Source organism: Desulforhopalus sp. IMCC35007 (assembly GCF_005116575.1).
Classification (GTDB): domain Bacteria; phylum Desulfobacterota; class Desulfobulbia; order Desulfobulbales; family Desulfocapsaceae; genus Desulforhopalus_A.
Genome location: NZ_SWCN01000006.1, coordinates 1 through 16653, shown reverse-complemented (window position 1 = coordinate 16653; position 16653 = coordinate 1). Strand labels below are relative to the sequence as shown.

Below are 16653 nucleotides of genomic sequence, written 5' to 3'. Positions count from 1 at the left end.
ATATATTTTTATCCGGGGTCAACCCTCAGCAAAGATGAGCTATTTGATCGCCTCAAGTGCTCTTTGCAGAGGACAGCAATCCGGAGCATCTTCTCCCTTTCGATACCGGGAAAGGAGGCTCATGGAGAGAGCCGCAAGCTCACGACGCACCTCCCTGCGCCGTCCCTTTACCCTTGCAATAGACATTCGATCATAGTTCGTGGTCTGATGCCTCATCCAGGCAACGACCGCCTTTCTTGCCCTTTCTTCCACCGGAATCCGGGTTGTCCTCGCAACGGTTCCTGAACCTACCGGAGTCGCAAGTTCTGTAACCGCATCTGCCAGCTTCTGTTCAAAGGCCTTATAGCGTGGAGCAAACGCCAGAAATGATGATACTTCGCTGGAAAAGGTCGCTACATATTCCTCATGCAGCCGCTCTTTTCTCTTGAGATCACTGCTGCGTTTTTTGGCATATCCCGGCGCCGAACGTTTTTCTTCGATCTCGCTTCTGGCCTCGGAAATACCCTGTCTGTCGGCCCATACACCTTTTGAAATGAGGCGTCTGCCTATTTTCACCTGTACGACCCAGCTGGGTCCTTTTGCTTTAACAAGCTTTGTCAGAGGGCCATCACCTGGTTCAAGTAACTCCCAGTTTTCTGGAATTTGAAGAACACTCCCATCTTCAGCTATAACGGTACCCGCAATCCGCGCAGGTTTTACGATTCGATTTTTCTCTGGCATTAACGCTTAACAAGTGCAAGTTTTACGGCCAGCGCAAGAAATACCATTGCTGCACTGCAGTTGAGTAGCCGCGCCGGCCGTTGAGATGATCTCAGATATCCTCCGATCCAGCCAGCCAGAAGACTGATTGCGCCGAAAACAAGAAGGGTAGAAACAACAAAGAGTAACCCTAGTAACAAAAACTGCGGAAACAACGATCCCAGGGCAGGATCGGTGAATTGAGGCAAAAATGCGAGAAAAAACAGAGCTACTTTTGGATTGGTGATATTCATCACCACGCCCCTCCCATACAACCTTCTCCAGCTTAAACGCTCAGCCTCTGCCTGCTCCCCCACTCTACCTGAAGCCTTCCAGGCCTGGTAGGCAAGATAGAGTAAATAACTGGCCCCTACATATTTCAGGGCGTTGAAAACAACAACTGAGGTGCTGAAAATAGCGGCGGCACCAAAGGCCACTGCCAGAGTATGAAACATAATTCCGGTAGTGAGCCCTAAGGTCACGACAATACCCGCTCTTTTGCCCTGTTGTGCCGCCTGGGCCAGAACAAACAGATTATCAGGGCCTGGCGTCAGGGCAAGCAGCAATGAGGCCACAAAAAATACAGACAAGGTATGGAGTGCTTGCATAGGCTGGAGCACCAATATTATTAGATATTTTTCTCTATCACAGCAATGAGATCCTGCTCTTTGTAAGGCTTGGTCAGGTAATCATCAGCCCCCTGCTTAAGCCCCCAGAATTTATCGCTCGCCTGATCCTTGCTGCTCACAATGACTATCTTCGTATCTTTCGTTGCCTCATTATTTTTCAACTGCCGGCAAACCTGAAACCCATTTTTATTGGGCAAAATAACGTCCAGCAGGATCAAATCCGGCTTCTGCTCAGTCGCTATTGCTAAAACCTTGTCTCCCTCAGTGACCACAACCGTTCGGTAGCCCTGGTCAAGACAAACCGACTCCGCTATCTTTCTGTCTGTCGGGCTGTCTTCCACTATTAAAATCAATTTAGCTGCCATCTTTTTTCATCCTTTTAAAATTCAAAATTATTTCAATCCCATAATCCGTTCTTTGAGGGAATTAAACAAGGTTTCTGTACGACGGAGGCACCCTTCAATGTTCAAGAAGACTCCTTTGTTTAAAGAGTTCCAGAGGAGACGTTGGTGATATCTGGAACAACCGCCACCTTGCCTTTACCCAACAGATAGACCCCCTGTATGTGAGTGTTATTCTGGGGTGCTGAAAAGCTATCCATTGTAGAAAAAGAAAGGTTTAACGCAAAAAAATGCGGCGAATCTCCGGTTGTAATAACAAGCCGTTGTAATTTCCCATCGTTGTTTACAAAACGCACGCCGATAAATTTTTCACGCTTTTGTATGTTGTCTGCGACAAAGCCAAAATGACTCTCCAGTGAGACCAAAGGAAGAACCTGGTCACCATATCGTGCAAAAATCTGGTCCCCACTGGAATGTACCAGCTCGAGATTTTTTGCAACAAACTCAACCTGAGAACGACTCATCATCCAGTACAGTTCCTCGTTATCGCAGCTTTTGCAACATGCGCGAACTATTGCAACTTCAACGTCCGTACCCATGGGTGTTCACCTTAATCCGATTAATTCCGTAACCCTTCGATTTTTTCCAACAGCCGCAAAAAATTGTCTTCTTCATAGGGTTTTGTAAGATAGTAGGAAATACCCAGCTCTCTTGCCTTGGTTTGATGTTTCTCCGAGGCCCGAGATGTCAGCATCACGACAGGTATATCCCTGTATTCCTCTCTATTATTGAGGTTTGATTTTAATTCATAGCCGTTCATTCTCGGCATCTCGATATCGAGAATAATGACATCTGGTTTATAGTTTTCCAGCTGAGCCAAGGCTTCTACTCCGTCCACAGCCTGCTGTTGCTGCCAGCCATGTGATTCAACCAGACGTGCAATACTGAAGCGTACACTGATGGAGTCATCTACAATCAACACCTTGAAAGATGAAACTGCCAAGGGTGGATTGAAGACCTCTGCAGACTCAATGCTCATTGGCTGCGCAACATCCACCAGTTCTCTGAGGTTGAGAATGGGTATAAGATCCCCTGCGCCACTGACCGTGACCCCGCTGATCCCGCGAACATGGGTGAGATGGCTGCCAAGACTCTTGACGATGATTTCGCGCTGCTCAAGAATTTCAGGCACTGACAATGCAATGTGTTCAGATGCCGCTCCCGCTCGTGCAGAGGTGGAAAAGACAATAGCGGTACCATCAGCGGTTGAAAGTGGGGCGTTTTCAGAGCTCACATAGGATGCAAGGTTTGAAAATAAATAGGAATCACCCTCTACCGACAGACGCAACTCCTCATTATCTCTTGTGATATCTTCAGACTTAAACTGTCTGATAGATTCAATATCCTGAAGCGGGATGGCAAATGGGGCTCCTGCCACGCTGACAAGAACAGCCCTGTTGACAGAAAGGGTGAACGGAATGTGTATTTCAAATCGCACGCCTTTTCCTGGGTTGTTATTGAGATGAATTGAACCTCGCAGATTCTGGATGTTCCTTTTAACGACATCAAGTCCAACCCCCCTGCCGGATAACTCACTCACATCTTTTTTGGTACTGAAGCCTGGATAAAAAATATACTCAAGCAGTTCTTTATCATCTAAACTCTCAGGATCTTTTACAATTTTGAGTGCAGACAATTTTTGTTTAAGCCTGTGTACATCAATCCCAGCACCATCATCGGCAATATGCAGTACAACATAGCGGCTGCGCTGTTCTGCCCGCATGGTTATCCTGCCCCGTTTCTGTTTCCCTGCAAGAAGACGGTCGTTGGCCGTTTCAATCCCGTGGTCAACAGCATTTCTTAAGATATGAACCAGTGGATCAGTCACCTGGGCCCAGACGAACCTGTCCATATAGACATCTTCGCCCACAATGGTAAAATCCACGGGTTTGGCAAGCTTTGCCGCAGCACTACGCACCGCCCCGTAGAGCACCCTTGAGATAGAAGAGAGAGGCGTCATACGAATGCGCATCAATTTATCCTGCATCTGACGCATGGTGAGCTGCTGTTTGGAGACCTGGCCCCCGATACCACCGGTTATGGATTGAAGCGTTGAATAGATCGAATTCACATCAACTGAAATTTCGTTGAGGGAACGTATAATCAGATTCAGCTCCGAGTAGCGATCCAACTCGATGGGATCAAATTCATCAAGTTCATTTCCTTCCTGATCATTGACCAGTAGAAGTGGAGCGACTCGTTTACCCGATGCCGACCGGCCACCGTAGAGCGCCTGTACCTCAAACCCTGATTCCAATTCCTGACTTTTTCTCCGGAGGTTTTCCTTGACGTTCTCCAGATCTCCCAGGGTTTGACGAAATTCATCCACCATCTTCTCGATTGCCCCGCGGGCAACAACCAACTCCCCTTCAATGGAAAGCAATTCATCCAGATCACTGAGCCTTACCCGGAGGGTACCAGAATCTTCAGGAAGCAGGGAGCGCGCCTCATCAGCTCCATGCTCAGCCTCAGACAAAAGGGAAATAACATCCTCGTCTGCAATCTCTTTTTCAGGATTTTCCGGCCTTTCTCCTCTTGTTTCAAGATATGAGGTGATTCGTTCAGCCAGTAGATCAGCCTTCTCTTTGTCTTCACGCCCAGCCAGACTTTCTAGAATTTCGACACTTTCACCGATAAGTCCGATTTCTTCGCCAGCGATTGCTTGATCGTGATCATACAACCAGTCGAGCATGTCTTCGAGTCTGTGGGCACCATCAGCCAGCATCTTCACACCGGTAATGGATGCGGCACCTTTTAACGTGTGCACAGCCCTTCGTATTTCCCGAAGCGGCTCCATTATATTCAGACGAGCTGTGGGATCTGCAATGGTCTGTTTTTCCAGGCGGTTCAAAGCGGCATGAATGGTGATAAAATGCTCCTCACACTCTTCCTTAAAAATTTCAGCCAGCGCTGCATGTTCTGTTACACTATATTCCTGAAATTGATTCTCTCCTGCTGGAGCAGTTTTTTCATCTTCAGATGGACCTTCATTCTTTTGAGCAGGCAGGATAAAATCGTCTTCAACATCTTGTTTTTCACTAAAAAAATCAAGGACTTCAGACTCTTCTTCCTCTAAACCTCCTGTACCCTCCGGCAAATCCACCTCATACAGCTCATCCAGAAAAGATAACGACTCATCAATGGCCTCGGAGTCGCCAAAGAGATCATCGGCAGAGATGTTTTGCCCCTCAATACCGTGAAAAACGTTATTGTGACTGTCAGGGGATTCCTGGGATGACAGTAACTGTACAACCTGTCTCAGTTGGGTATGAATTCGGCCTAGTAAGGCAAGTTGCTCCTTGTCTTTTTTGGAGAAAGCGACAACCAGAAATCCCAGAAAATCGCGAACCATCCCGGCAATCTCATCCTGGCAGGGGTGGCCGCCCCTGGCAAGAGAGTTGAGCAGATGGCAGAAATCATCAAACAAAAGGCTCTGTTCTTTCAGCTCTTTCGTATTCGACAGCTCAACCAGGGTCTCAAATGCCGTGGACAACCTTGCGTAGACTTGGCTGTTTTTATTACGCGAATCCAGGTCACTTGCAAGGCAGTTGCCAAGCTCCACCAGCAGCGGTAAGATTGACTGGATGGTAGCCAGAATATCATCGTCTGACTCGGCGACACTGTCTTTTTCCTGGGGCCAGGAAAGAGCTTGCACCGCCAGACAGAACTTTTTCTCTGCCGCTTCAGTTGGAGAATCCAACCCTATAAAGACTGTCAGCAGTTCTACGGCTTTTTTTATGGCCTCAACCCCCTTTTTAGGCAAAGGCTGCTCTTTTGCAATAACGTCTGATAGATAATCCTCAACCAACCTTGCCCCCCGGCTCAAGTGTGTCAATGAGACCTGGGCCGCTGCACCTTTGACGTTATGGAAAAGTCTGTGCAGCTCATCCACCGCACCGGTATCCCCGGAGGCAACAATTGCGTTGAGGCTGTTTTCCATCTCTGGAATATAGGATTCAACTTCCTGTAAAAAGAGGTCAAGAAGCTCCGATCTCGAAAAATTAACCATTCCAACTGATCCTTCTTACACAAAACATGCAGCTTAGCATTTTAGCTCGACCTCTTGACATCAAAATCGATAAGCCGTGGGTGGGTGAGAAATTTCCCCACATCCAGAATGGAGTATGCAACCCCGTTAGATAGTAGCCTTGAAGGAAACAGCATCTTTTCGATGGATTCAGCGTCTCCATTCACATTGGGCAATATTTCCTGTACAACGATGTTCACCGTTCCAACAATGGCGTCAACACCAATACCCACCTTTACCTTGTCATTTCGCAGAACAACCAGTTTACTTGCATGGTTCCTTACGGGCTGCCGTTCTTGCAAAAATCCAGTAAAATCGACCATCGAAATGATTTCACTTCGGATATTCATAATACCCAGAATCCACCATGGAAGATTAGGAAGGGCAGTGATTTTGGGTAAAACACCGACCTCTGCAAGGCTGTCAATTCCTATGGCAAGAGTACGAGTACCGACCTTGACAAGAATATATTTTACCATCACCTCTGGTGCAGTGGCACCAAACACACTGCGGTCTGCACCGCCCACCGCGCCCTCAAGCTGGCGATCAATAGCGTGAATGAGGTCTATTAAGTCGGGGTATTTTGTCATCGTATTTTCGTAGCTGAAGAGCTGACAGGAGCATATTGTGCCACAGTTGAAAGCAGTTTATCCGGGTCAAAAGGTTTCGTCAGGTAGGCCTTAGCCCCCGAAGCCATACCCTTTTGTCTGTCCGTGGCACTGGTTTTAGCGGTCAACATCACAACCGGCACCTTGTTCATTTTTTCTATTTGCTGCATCTGAAACAGGACACTGTACCCGTCCATATCCGGCAAAACAGCATCCAGCAGTACCAGATCAGGCAGGTGGCTTCGCATGGACTGAATGGCTTCTACACCTGAAATAGCCCTCCTGCAGGTGTAGCCCTTGCGGCCCAAAACCATGGAAATGACCTTCTGGGTGGTCGGGCTATCCTCAACAATGAGAATGGAGGGGCCCGTTTCCTCGATTGGCCGTAAAACCGGTTGTGTTACTGGGGATTCCACAACCCTGCTGGCTGGTTTTTTTATGGGACTTGCACCCCTGGCAATGACGGGCTTTTTCACTGGCACTGTAAATGTTTTTTTGCTGCCAGTTCCGATAAACCGTTTCAGAACATTAAGTAGCTTAGCCGGGTCAAAGGGTTTGGTTAAATATTCATTGGCCCCGCTTGCAATACCTTTCATTCGATCGGCACTGCCTCTTTTCCCCGTAAGCATAACAACGGGGACATCTTTTAATCGAGGGGTCGCACGGATCTCGGAAAGAACCTGATAGCCGTCCATATCGGGCAGCATAACATCAAGCAGAACCAGATCCGGGACAATATCGAGCATACGGGCCAGTCCCTCACCTCCGGTGGTGGCCTCTACAATAGAATACCTGTGTCGTTTCAAAACCATCGTTATGACTTTGCGTGAGGTATTACTGTCTTCTATGACCAGAACCGATTCTTTTATGGCCTTTTGCTGAGGTGGTTGACAAGGGTTTACCACAGGAGCCTGAACTGCCATGGCTTTTTTCTCGAGCCTAGGTGCGGGTGGAGAAGGCAGAAGACTTGTTAAAAACCGCATGGTTTTGACAAAAAGTGGCTCTCCTGGTGAAATCGCAAGCGCCCTTTCCAGATACTCTTTTGCCTGCTCTGTTTTTCCCAAAGAGAACATCCCAAGACAAAGGCAGTAGGCAATACGAGAATTTCTGGGACTCTTTTTAAATTCTTCCTCATAGCGATGTACTGAGTCTTCCAGCTCTTTTTGTCCTGTGGCCTGCACAAAAGGCTGCGAGGAGACGGTGAGTAAACAGTGGCAGTTCTCACACTGTTCCTGACCGTGTTCAACAATCGCCCAACAGAAGATACACCGCTTAACGATCCCCTCTTTCCCTGAAAGTCGAGGGCCAAGCTTAGCAAGTTCTTGCTTGACCAGCAGATCGTGGCCGCCCCATTTCTTCATCTCATCCAGGGCTTTGGTAAGATATCCCACCTGATTCAACTGCCGGGAGTGCCAGAGCCAGGCAGGGTAATAGAACCTGTTACAACGCAGGATCTCAACGAGTTTAATCCCAGCCTCTTTTTTCCGAAACTGTAAGAAAAGATGGATAGCCTCCTCAAGAAGCTGTTCTTCGCTGCAGGCACCCTTGTCTACAATGTTTCCGAGAATTTTAGTGCAGATATGGGCCATTTGTTCATGGTTCACCGTTACATTTTTCACCAGAGGGGCGGTGGACTTCATGGCTTTAACCTCTCCCTTCCTCTGGCTGAGTAAGGTAAAAAGTGCACCATTCCCGGTTAATGCCCCTTGGCGGGCCGCCCCCACAGCGCCGCCTCTCACCTGAATGAGCCCGCTGTAGCGTATTGTTGTAACTTCAACATCAAGATCACTTGAAAGAAGACGAAGTGACCTCAGATATTCAAGGATATCTCTTTCTTTTTCCTTGAACTCTTTGTGAATTTCTTCCATTGCAAACCCCTAAAGCCCGTCAAATCCAATTCATACACTGTCTGAAGAAACAAAAGACCTCTAGGTCGTTTTATGGACAGACCACTTCGTGTGCTGTGAAAATTCCTTCATTATCAATTTTGATAACAACCGCACATTTTTCAGGATCACCACTCTCGTTAAAGGTCATGACTCCCGTTGCACCTTCGAAATTTTTAACATTGACCAGAGATTCTCGAACAAGCTTGCGGTCAGCAAGCAGGTTTCCAGTCAAACCTTTTGTATCTTTTATTGCCTGGATCATTACCCGGACGGCATCCCAGGTAAGTGCTGCCGGTTCATCGGGGTATTCCCCATAAGCTTTTTTATATGCGTCAACAAATTGAGCGTTTATTCCCTTGGCATTTCCCGGTGCATAATTGCCGGTAAAAAAGAGTCCATTACAATCAGGGCCACACTCACCAATGAGATCACCACCAGACCAGGAATTACTGCCCATAATCGGCAAGGTAATACCCATCTTTTTGGCTTGCCTTACAATCAGAGGGACTTCATTGAAATGTTGGGGGGTGAAAATAAACTGAGCGCCGGAATCTGCAATGCGCTCAAGCTGTTTGGAAAAATCCTTGTCTCCTGTACGAAATTCTTCATAGGCAACCACCGAGCCTGGACCGTTTTGCGCTTCAAAATCCTGCTTAAACGAACTTGCCATTCCTCTTGGATAGGCACTCACTATATCATATAAAACCGCAGCCTTCGTGGCCTTAAATTCACTGGCCGCAAATTTGGTAATCACCGAACCCTGGATAGTAAAAACAAAACAGCTGCGAAAAACAAAGGGTCTGTCCTTGGTGGTAAGAGGAGAGGTTGACCACGGAGTAATCATCGGAGTGGCAAATGCCTGAGCCATCTGCGCCACGGGTATCGCCTGACGACTACTCAGAGGACCAATTATCCCCAGGACCTTTTCTTTAGTCACCTGGGAGACAGTAAGCGAAGAAGCCGCAGCGGCATCTGATTTATTGTCACCATAGAGAAACTCAACACTATATTTTTTCCCACCAACTGTAATCCCTCCGGCTGCATCTATTTCCTGCCGAACCATCTCAGCCGCATTTTTTGAATGATTGCCCACAAGCTCAAACATCCCGGTCAAAGGAAAGTTAAAGCCGATGCGCAGCGCTTCATCACCTGCAAAGATAGCAGGTGTCTCCAAAACCAGCAGGGCAAGGCTGAGCAAAATAATCGCGATCGTCTTTTTCATTCGTATCTCCACACTCCGTACAAAGAGAGCTCCAGTAAAGCTTCACTCTCAAAAGATGCACCGTAGTACTTTGGAAGGTCATTTTATACCTTCCAAAGATAGCCGTTCCAACATTTTCCAGATATACCTAAAGAGATGCCGGGTTGTTATGCTGCCTCAGTCTTGCCAATTTTGAACACCTCAACAGCTGAACGCAGATCCCGCGCTGTCTTACTGAGAATATTCATAGAAGCCGCAGTATCCTGAGTTGAGAGTGAAGATTCTCGACTGACTTCACCAACCTCCTCCATGGTTTTAGAGATAGCCTCAGACATTTTCACCTGGTTGGTGGTAGCCCCGGTGATAGCTTCAATAAGCTCTGCAAGCTGGCGAGAAACATTTTCAATCTCCTGCAGCTTATCATGGGCACCATCTGCCAGTTTTGATCCCTCAACAACCTTGCCGATACTCTCATCAATGCGTGTTGTGAGATCTTTTATCTCCGCCTGGATACTTTTCACCAGGACCTCAATCTGTTTTGTTGAGTTACTGGAGCTATCTGCAAGACGCTGTACCTCGTCGGCAACCACAGCAAAGCCATGTCCCGCATCACCTGCCATGGCGGCCTGAATAGAGGCATTCAACGCCAGAATTGAAGTTCGGTCAGCAATATCATCGATGATCTGGACGATATTACCGATTTCAAGGGAACTTTCTCCAAGGCGTTTAATGGAGCGGGCTGTCTCATTAATCTGTTCACGTATTTCTGACATCGCATTATTTGTTTTTTGAACAGCCTGGGCTCCTTCCTGTGCGTTTTGCCGTGACTGCCTGGATACCTGTGCAGACTGCTGGGCGTTTTGAGCAACACTCCTGATTGAACCAACCATTTCGTCAATAGCCTCAACGGCAGTCGCTACACCTTTAACCTGATCGATGTTCCTCTCAGCAAGACTCATAGTCTGACGTGACACCTCTTCGGCTGTAACACCGACCGCCTGGGTCGCAACTTTAACTTTATAAATAATGTCAGAAAACTGATCGGCCATGGCATTAAAAGAGTCTGCAATGGCTCCGGTCACGTCTTCTGTAACCTCAGCACGGACGGTAAAGTCACCATCACTCAGTGCACTGATCTCTTCCAGCAGCTTCATGATCGACTCCTGGATAGCATTCCGCTCATCCTGGCTTTGAATGAGGATTGTAATATTATCCAGCATGTTATTGAGAGTTACCGCCATTACTCCAAGCTCATCGTCACTGACGACCTCTGTTCTCGCCTCGTAATTTTCAGCCTCCATCTGGCCGAGAAGTGACATAATATGATCCACCTGATTGGTGAGGCCTTTTGAAAGCCGGATAGCGATAAAAATTGCAAAAAGAACAGCTACCACACCAACACCAAGAACAATTTTGAGCACCATTGCCGAGGTTTGTTCCATATCTTTTGTCGCTGCAGCCTCATTGGTAATTGCACCATTGAGAAAAGAGCTGATGACCGGCTCTGCTTTTGCCGCAGCACTCTGATATTCCTGGATACGGGCAACGATCTCACCATCGGTCTTCTTCACCTCAGCATACCACTTCGCAAAATCAGCTAGACTCTCCCCAAGATTTGCTTTGGTTGCAGCAGGAAGGGCTGAAGACTGTAAAAATGTCCTGAAATTTTCCTCCTCACCAGTGACCTTGCTTGCGTTTTCCGGAGTCTGAACGACCAGATAATCCTGCAAGGCTGCCTTGAGCAGGTAAAACTGGTTTTGGATTTTAGCCGACGAAGATTGCGCTGCCGCTTGTCCAAGTAGATTGAGACTTTCCTGAAGTTTTACCAGCTCACCGAATTCCTTATCAACACGCAGCTCGAGAATATTGACGGTACCGACAAAGGCACTGAGGTATTCATTAATGGAATCCATAGCGGATTGAGCAGCCTGAACCTCTTCTGGAGAAACCGCCAGACTCTGGATCTCATAAAGTGTCCGGTATGCCTCACCACCTTGCTCCATAAAGGGGGTGAGATATTTTTCTTTTGCCTCCCGGATCCCGATATTTTCGTGCTGAAGAAGAAAATCTTTTTCATAACTCTGCATAACGCGCAGGGTCTTTTCCGTCTCCAGACTGAGACGGGCAATTTTACCATGGACCTGGACAAGATCATGGACAGTTCGTTGGGCATAGGTCTGGGAAATAAGAGTAATTGCAATCACCACAAGGGTGAGTGCAATAAGGATCAAGAACGACCAGAGTAATTTTCCTCGTATTTTCCGACGCCCGACAGATTTTACAATATCGGTTTCCTCGCCTTCAACACCATTAGTAATATCTTCCATCACGTCTCCATAATTGCTTTACCGCCAAAAGTACCCACAGGGAAAATCGGATTGCCGAGCATGATGTCGGCACTCAGAACCCTTAAAATATCAGGACAAATTTAAACTTTGTGAAGGATACATTAAACGCAAGTTCGGTTGCAAATTTTTTTTCCAAGATACCGGGAGGTTCTTTTTTTGCCATCATAGAAAAATGGCCTGCATCCCCCAACAGTGGACGCAGGCCATTTAAAATTTCTGCCAGATCGAAATTATTTTTTCATCGACAGAATTTTCTTCTTGATATCAGCAACATCAAGACCCTGGTGTGGCAGTTGCTCTGCGATACCACCATGCCCTATCTTGCTTGTACCCAAAAGGGAGTAGCGGGGTGCAAAACCTCTTTCAAGCAGCCAGGTACCATACCTCGCACCCAGACCCGTTTTGCTGTTCTGGCTTTCAACCACCAGAACAAAAGGACTCTCGCCAACTTTTGCCAGCATCTCGTCATCTATAACATTGAGTGTCGGCTTGTTAATTAAACCAATCTGCAGACCATCTTTTCTGAGTTGTTCCACCGCATCAAGACATCTGTAGGTCATCTCACCATAGGTTATGACGTAACCGTCTTTTCCTTCGCGTACCACCTCATCTTTACCGGGTTCAAAGATATAGCCCTCATCGTAGAGCTTCGTACCGTCTTCTTTCAACAAACATGGCGTTGCCGATCGGGTTGAAAATAAAAAGCGCAGTCCACTATCGTTAAAAATTCTTTTGAGCATTGCCCGTAACTGCAACACATCGGCTGGAAAATAAAGTCTGGTACAATCGCCTTCTGCAAGGGCATTGTCAGCAAAAAAGTTATTGATTCCAAAATGGCAGGTATTGTCCGCCATATCGTCAATTCCGGAATGTGAAAAATGGGCAAGAACGTTTGCCTCGTTGAGGCGAGCCATGGTTATCTCAGAAATCACCATCTCTAAAAAGGCCGCAAATGTACCAAAGATTCCCTGACGTCCTGGTTCTGAACCAAAGCCTGCTGCAACGGAGTAGTTATTCCGCTCCATAATACCACCGGCAACATACAGTTCAGGATGTTTTTTTCGGATATGATGCATCCCGCAGGAACCCTCAAGATCCGAATCGACAACGAGAACCTTATCTTTGGCGTTCTCTGTGGTATCAAGAATTTCACAGACAATTTTACCGAAATCGTCCCGGACTTTTCCCATCTCCGGCGTACTTCCCAGGTAGCTGACCTTGACCTTGTCAACCGTGAAATTGAGAAGCAGATCTGCTGCACTGGCCAGTCCTTTACTTTTCAGGTAGTCGACAGCGAGATTCACGGCAATGACATCGTGACCTTTTGAAAGCCCTTCAATACCAGGCACTCCCACTGCCATGGGCCGTTTATTGATAAGCGCCACCGGCCCGTCAACCATCAGAGCCTGCTGGATCCTGGCAAAGAGAGCATCGATATTTTCACCATCACCGGAGTTTGCCTCAAGCCCGTGGCCCTTCATGGTTTTTTCAACATCATAGCCTTTCAGATACTGGCTCGGATGACCGGCAATGGTCACATCGTTGTCATCGATAAATAGTTTTACCTTGAGTCCACGGGCGACTGCGTAACGGGCAGCTTCCGCATTATCACCCTCCATCTGGGAACCGTCGCTGCCGAACATGACAACAGTTTTATCCCGGTCCGCCTCAGCGACACCGTTGACATAACTCCAGAGATGCCCAAGCCTTCCTGAGGAAAAGAAGACCCCATTCTTATCATCACGCTCAGGATGACCGTAATAGCCGTGATCATACTCACGGTAATGCAACAGGGACTCAGGTTTCTGGTACCCATTGAGCACAGCCATCATGTACTGAATCGCAACCCTGTGCCCTGCTTCATCAAAATACACAGGATGCAGACTGTCAGAGCCTTTCATAAAGCCGTCAATAATCAGCAGTTCAGGAACAATATCAAAAGCACCACCGGTATGGCCACCGAGGCCCTTAACATTGGCAAGAGCTGTGAAAAAAATGATACTGTTACGAACAATATCAATATTTTTAATCAATACAGAACGTTGATCACCGGTGAGTTCCTTTTGAGAAAGATCAAACTGCAGTGGCGTATACCCGGTTAAATCTATAGGGAATTCCATTTTTACCTCCAAGTAAAAACTTATATTTTATTAAACAATAAAATGCTGATTGGTTACTCTGTTGATTCGATGAAATGCAACTCACCTTCAGTCAGCGTTTTCTTCTGTACCCTGTGGCAGTATGATATTTAGCAACAGCCCCAGGACCCCGGCAAGACCGATTTTTTCAATGGCAAAAGATCCCGCAGTAAACTTCATTCCGCCAATACCGCAGACAAGGATTACAGCGACAATGATAAGATTTCTGGGTGTCGTCAGATCCTGTCCGGATTTTACCAGGGTATTGATACCAATGACTGTGATCATTCCAAAAAGCAGGATCATAATACCACCCATGACAGGCGATGGAATCGTTGCGAGCACCGCTCCGATTTTACCAACAAAAGAGAGAAGTATTGCCACAATTGCAGCCCAGGTCATAATGGCTGGATTAAAGGCCTTGGTCAGCGCAACCGCCCCGCTTACCTCAGAATATGTCGTATTTGGTGGCCCACCGAGCAGGGAAGCAATCGACGTTGCGATACCATCACCCAGCATGGTATTTTCAATACCGGGATCTTCCACATAATCTTTACCGGTAATGGAGCCTACGGCCAGTACATCCCCGAAATGTTCAATAGCTGGCGCTATGGCCACAGGAACGATAAAAAGAATGGCTTCCCACTTCCATTCAGGAAGAACAAAAACTGGCATGGCAAACCACATCTTATCTGCTATTGGTGCAAAGGTAATAAGTGTCGGTCCAGTCCAGTTTTGTAATTCACCTGGATCAAAACCCGCCTGGACCGAGGCGGAAAACCCGGTAACATCCAGGCCGAGTGAGGTAATATAGCCTGCAATAATACCGCAAAGAATAGGAATGAGCCGAAACCATCCCTTACCAACCAGAGCCACCAGGGCCGTTGTCACAAGAGACACCCCGGCAATGATCATAGCGGTCGTCTCAGGAACAAGCCAGCCGGAGCCGTCGCTGGTCCGCCCCATGGCCATATGCACGGCGACAGGGGCGAGGACAAGACCTATCACCATGATAACCGGCCCTGTTACGACAGAGGGGAGATACTTATGAAGGATCCCGGGGCCAAAAATCCTGACAACAAAACTCAGAATAATATAAAGAACTCCTGCAGCAGCAAGCCCACACAGGGTCCCTGGAATGCCCCAGGTCTGAACGCCATAGATGATGGGAGCGATAAAGGCAAAGGAAGACGCAAGAAAAACAGGCACCTTTCCCTTGGTGATAACCTGAAACGCCAGAGTTCCAAGGCCGGCAGTAAAAAGCGCTACATTGGGATCAAGCCCTGTCAGAATAGGAACAAGGACCAGAGCGCCAAAGGCGACAAAGAGCATTTGAGCTCCAAGCAGACAGTCGCTAAAACGAAATTTATAGTCAATACTTTGTGAAACTTCGGACATTATACAGCTCTCCTCAACGAAATTTTTCTCAGATGGTATCGTAAAAACTCTTTTCCCGAAGTTTCAAGTATTCAAGGTGTACACCCTCTCGGGCCCTGACTTTTTTCTTCGTTATTATCTGTTTGAAGTTTATTACGAGTTGTCTCTCGTAAGTTTTGATCTTTTTGTACGACCTTATCAGATCGACAAAAAAAAGAGCCATTACATTATCTGTAATGGCTCATGGCCTTACTTGGTGCCAAAGATTTTATCTCCGGCATCCCCGAGTCCCGGCAGGATATAGCCTACCTCGTTGAGCCGTTCATCCACCGAAGCCACATATATCTCCACGTCAGGATGAGCGTCAGTAATCACCTTCAGGCCCTCAGGGGCAGCAACAAGAAATAATCCTTTAATTGTTTTGCAACCTGCTTTCTTCAGGGTTTCAATCGTTGCCAGCAAGGTACCACCGGTTGCCAGCATTGGGTCAAGAATCAGGGCGATTCTTTCTTCCATATCACTTGCAAGCTTCACGTAGTATTCAACCGGTTTGAGCGTTTCTTCATTTCTGTAGTAGCCCACAACACTGACTTTGGCCGAAGGAATGAGATCGATTACTCCATCCATCATTCCAAGCCCTGCCCGAAGAATCGGCACAATAGTGATTTTTTTGCCTTTCAGCTCATCAACTTCAACAGGTCCGGCCCAACCCTGAATTGTTTTCTTTTCAGTGGGAAGATCTTTGGATGCCTCATAGGTCAGCAGGCGGGCAACTTCAGAAGAGAGATCTCTGAAATCTTTTGTTGAGATATCATGTTGACGCATTAAACCGAGTTTATGCTTGATGAGTGGATGATCCGCTATATGTACAGCCATATTTTTCTCCTGGAGGAGGATTATCAGTTAACAGTCCAGCCTAAAATTATAGTATTGCAAGTGATTTCAATTGTAATGGTAGGCATGGCCGCAAGAATGCGGCTGCATTATGAAACAACACCACCGCAGCGGTGCTCATATTGGACAGATTCGTAATTAATCCTTTTAAAAAAAATCTGGGAAAAAGCAAGGTATTTTACTCGCCACCTCCTTATGGTTTTGGGAAGAAAAGCAGCGCACTGCACTATTCTATTGCCTTGCCACCCCAATATCCAGTAGATATTTCATGTATATCCTAAATTCCCGGGCTATTGTAACGATGCCGGTGGCGTGACACCCAATTTAGTATAAAGTTCAATCTGGCGTTTTGTGGTTTCTCCAATCTGAAGCTGTTGTCCCGGCACTTCAAAGCATTCAATGA

General features: G+C 47.1%; 12 protein-coding genes. All 12 read right to left on the bottom strand.

Annotation, left to right across the window (positions count from 1 at the left end; genetic code table 11):
- Nucleotides 1-39 precede the first annotated feature (39 nt).
- The 12 genes from FCL48_RS07875 to upp all read right to left on the bottom strand — a co-directional run bounded on the left by FCL48_RS07875 (nt 40) and on the right by upp (nt 16232).
- Nucleotides 40-720: a DUF2293 domain-containing protein gene (locus tag FCL48_RS07875; protein ID WP_136871719.1), complete on the bottom strand. Its 681-nt coding sequence runs from the start codon at nt 718-720 to the stop codon at nt 40-42.
- Nucleotides 720-1346: a LysE family translocator gene (locus tag FCL48_RS07870; RefSeq protein ID WP_136871718.1), complete on the bottom strand. Its 627-nt coding sequence runs from the start codon at nt 1344-1346 to the stop codon at nt 720-722. The genes FCL48_RS07875 and FCL48_RS07870 overlap by 1 nt, the downstream gene beginning before the upstream one ends.
- A gap of 20 nt (nt 1347-1366) precedes the next feature.
- Nucleotides 1367-1732, bottom strand: coding sequence for a PleD family two-component system response regulator (locus tag FCL48_RS07865; RefSeq protein WP_136871717.1), 366 nt, complete (start codon nt 1730-1732; stop codon nt 1367-1369).
- Between the two features lie 119 nt (nt 1733-1851).
- Nucleotides 1852-2307 carry a hypothetical protein gene (locus FCL48_RS07860; protein ID WP_136871716.1) on the bottom strand — a complete coding sequence of 152 codons (456 nt, stop codon included), beginning with the start codon at nt 2305-2307 and terminating at the stop codon, nt 1852-1854.
- 20 nt (nt 2308-2327) lie between these two features.
- A complete protein-coding gene (locus tag FCL48_RS07855; RefSeq protein WP_136871715.1) occupies nt 2328-5777 on the bottom strand; it encodes a response regulator in 3450 nt (1149 codons plus the stop codon).
- A gap of 41 nt (nt 5778-5818) precedes the next feature.
- On the bottom strand, nt 5819-6385 hold the full coding sequence (locus tag FCL48_RS07850; protein WP_136871714.1) for a chemotaxis protein CheW: 567 nt from the start codon (nt 6383-6385) through the stop codon (nt 5819-5821).
- Nucleotides 6382-8271, bottom strand: coding sequence for a response regulator (locus FCL48_RS07845; protein ID WP_136871713.1), 1890 nt, complete (start codon nt 8269-8271; stop codon nt 6382-6384). The genes FCL48_RS07850 and FCL48_RS07845 overlap by 4 nt, the downstream gene beginning before the upstream one ends.
- Before the next feature lie 70 nt (nt 8272-8341).
- On the bottom strand, nt 8342-9514 hold the full coding sequence (locus tag FCL48_RS07840) for an ABC transporter substrate-binding protein (protein WP_136871712.1): 1173 nt from the start codon (nt 9512-9514) through the stop codon (nt 8342-8344).
- Between the two features lie 146 nt (nt 9515-9660).
- Nucleotides 9661-11820 (bottom strand): methyl-accepting chemotaxis protein, encoded by a 2160-nt coding sequence (locus tag FCL48_RS07835; protein ID WP_136871711.1) that lies wholly within the window; start codon nt 11818-11820, stop codon nt 9661-9663.
- Between the two features lie 251 nt (nt 11821-12071).
- Nucleotides 12072-13961 carry a transketolase C-terminal domain-containing protein gene (locus tag FCL48_RS07830; protein ID WP_136871710.1) on the bottom strand — a complete coding sequence of 630 codons (1890 nt, stop codon included), beginning with the start codon at nt 13959-13961 and terminating at the stop codon, nt 12072-12074.
- Nucleotides 13962-14048: 87 nt separating this feature from the next.
- Complete coding sequence (locus tag FCL48_RS07825; protein ID WP_136871709.1) at nt 14049-15377, bottom strand: uracil-xanthine permease family protein; 1329 nt, start codon at nt 15375-15377, stop codon at nt 14049-14051.
- Nucleotides 15378-15605: 228 nt separating this feature from the next.
- Nucleotides 15606-16232 carry a uracil phosphoribosyltransferase gene (gene upp / locus FCL48_RS07820; RefSeq protein ID WP_136871708.1) on the bottom strand — a complete coding sequence of 209 codons (627 nt, stop codon included), beginning with the start codon at nt 16230-16232 and terminating at the stop codon, nt 15606-15608.
- Between the last annotated feature and the right edge of the window lie 421 nt (nt 16233-16653).

What these genes read in the sequence shown, in the direction of transcription:
- FCL48_RS07875 (WP_136871719.1), bottom strand. Translation starts at nt 720, where the DNA reads ATGCCAGAGAAAAATCGAATCGTAAAACCTGCGCGGATTGCGGGTACC.
- FCL48_RS07870 (WP_136871718.1), bottom strand. Translation starts at nt 1,346, where the DNA reads ATGCAAGCACTCCATACCTTGTCTGTATTTTTTGTGGCCTCATTGCTG.
- FCL48_RS07865 (WP_136871717.1), bottom strand. Translation starts at nt 1,732, where the DNA reads ATGGCAGCTAAATTGATTTTAATAGTGGAAGACAGCCCGACAGACAGA.
- FCL48_RS07860 (WP_136871716.1), bottom strand. Translation starts at nt 2,307, where the DNA reads ATGGGTACGGACGTTGAAGTTGCAATAGTTCGCGCATGTTGCAAAAGC.
- FCL48_RS07855 (WP_136871715.1), bottom strand. Translation starts at nt 5,777, where the DNA reads ATGGTTAATTTTTCGAGATCGGAGCTTCTTGACCTCTTTTTACAGGAA.
- FCL48_RS07850 (WP_136871714.1), bottom strand. Translation starts at nt 6,385, where the DNA reads ATGACAAAATACCCCGACTTAATAGACCTCATTCACGCTATTGATCGC.
- FCL48_RS07845 (WP_136871713.1), bottom strand. Translation starts at nt 8,271, where the DNA reads ATGGAAGAAATTCACAAAGAGTTCAAGGAAAAAGAAAGAGATATCCTT.
- FCL48_RS07840 (WP_136871712.1), bottom strand. Translation starts at nt 9,514, where the DNA reads ATGAAAAAGACGATCGCGATTATTTTGCTCAGCCTTGCCCTGCTGGTT.
- FCL48_RS07835 (WP_136871711.1), bottom strand. Translation starts at nt 11,820, where the DNA reads ATGGAAGATATTACTAATGGTGTTGAAGGCGAGGAAACCGATATTGTA.
- FCL48_RS07830 (WP_136871710.1), bottom strand. Translation starts at nt 13,961, where the DNA reads ATGGAATTCCCTATAGATTTAACCGGGTATACGCCACTGCAGTTTGAT.
- FCL48_RS07825 (WP_136871709.1), bottom strand. Translation starts at nt 15,377, where the DNA reads ATGTCCGAAGTTTCACAAAGTATTGACTATAAATTTCGTTTTAGCGAC.
- upp (WP_136871708.1), bottom strand. Translation starts at nt 16,232, where the DNA reads ATGGCTGTACATATAGCGGATCATCCACTCATCAAGCATAAACTCGGT.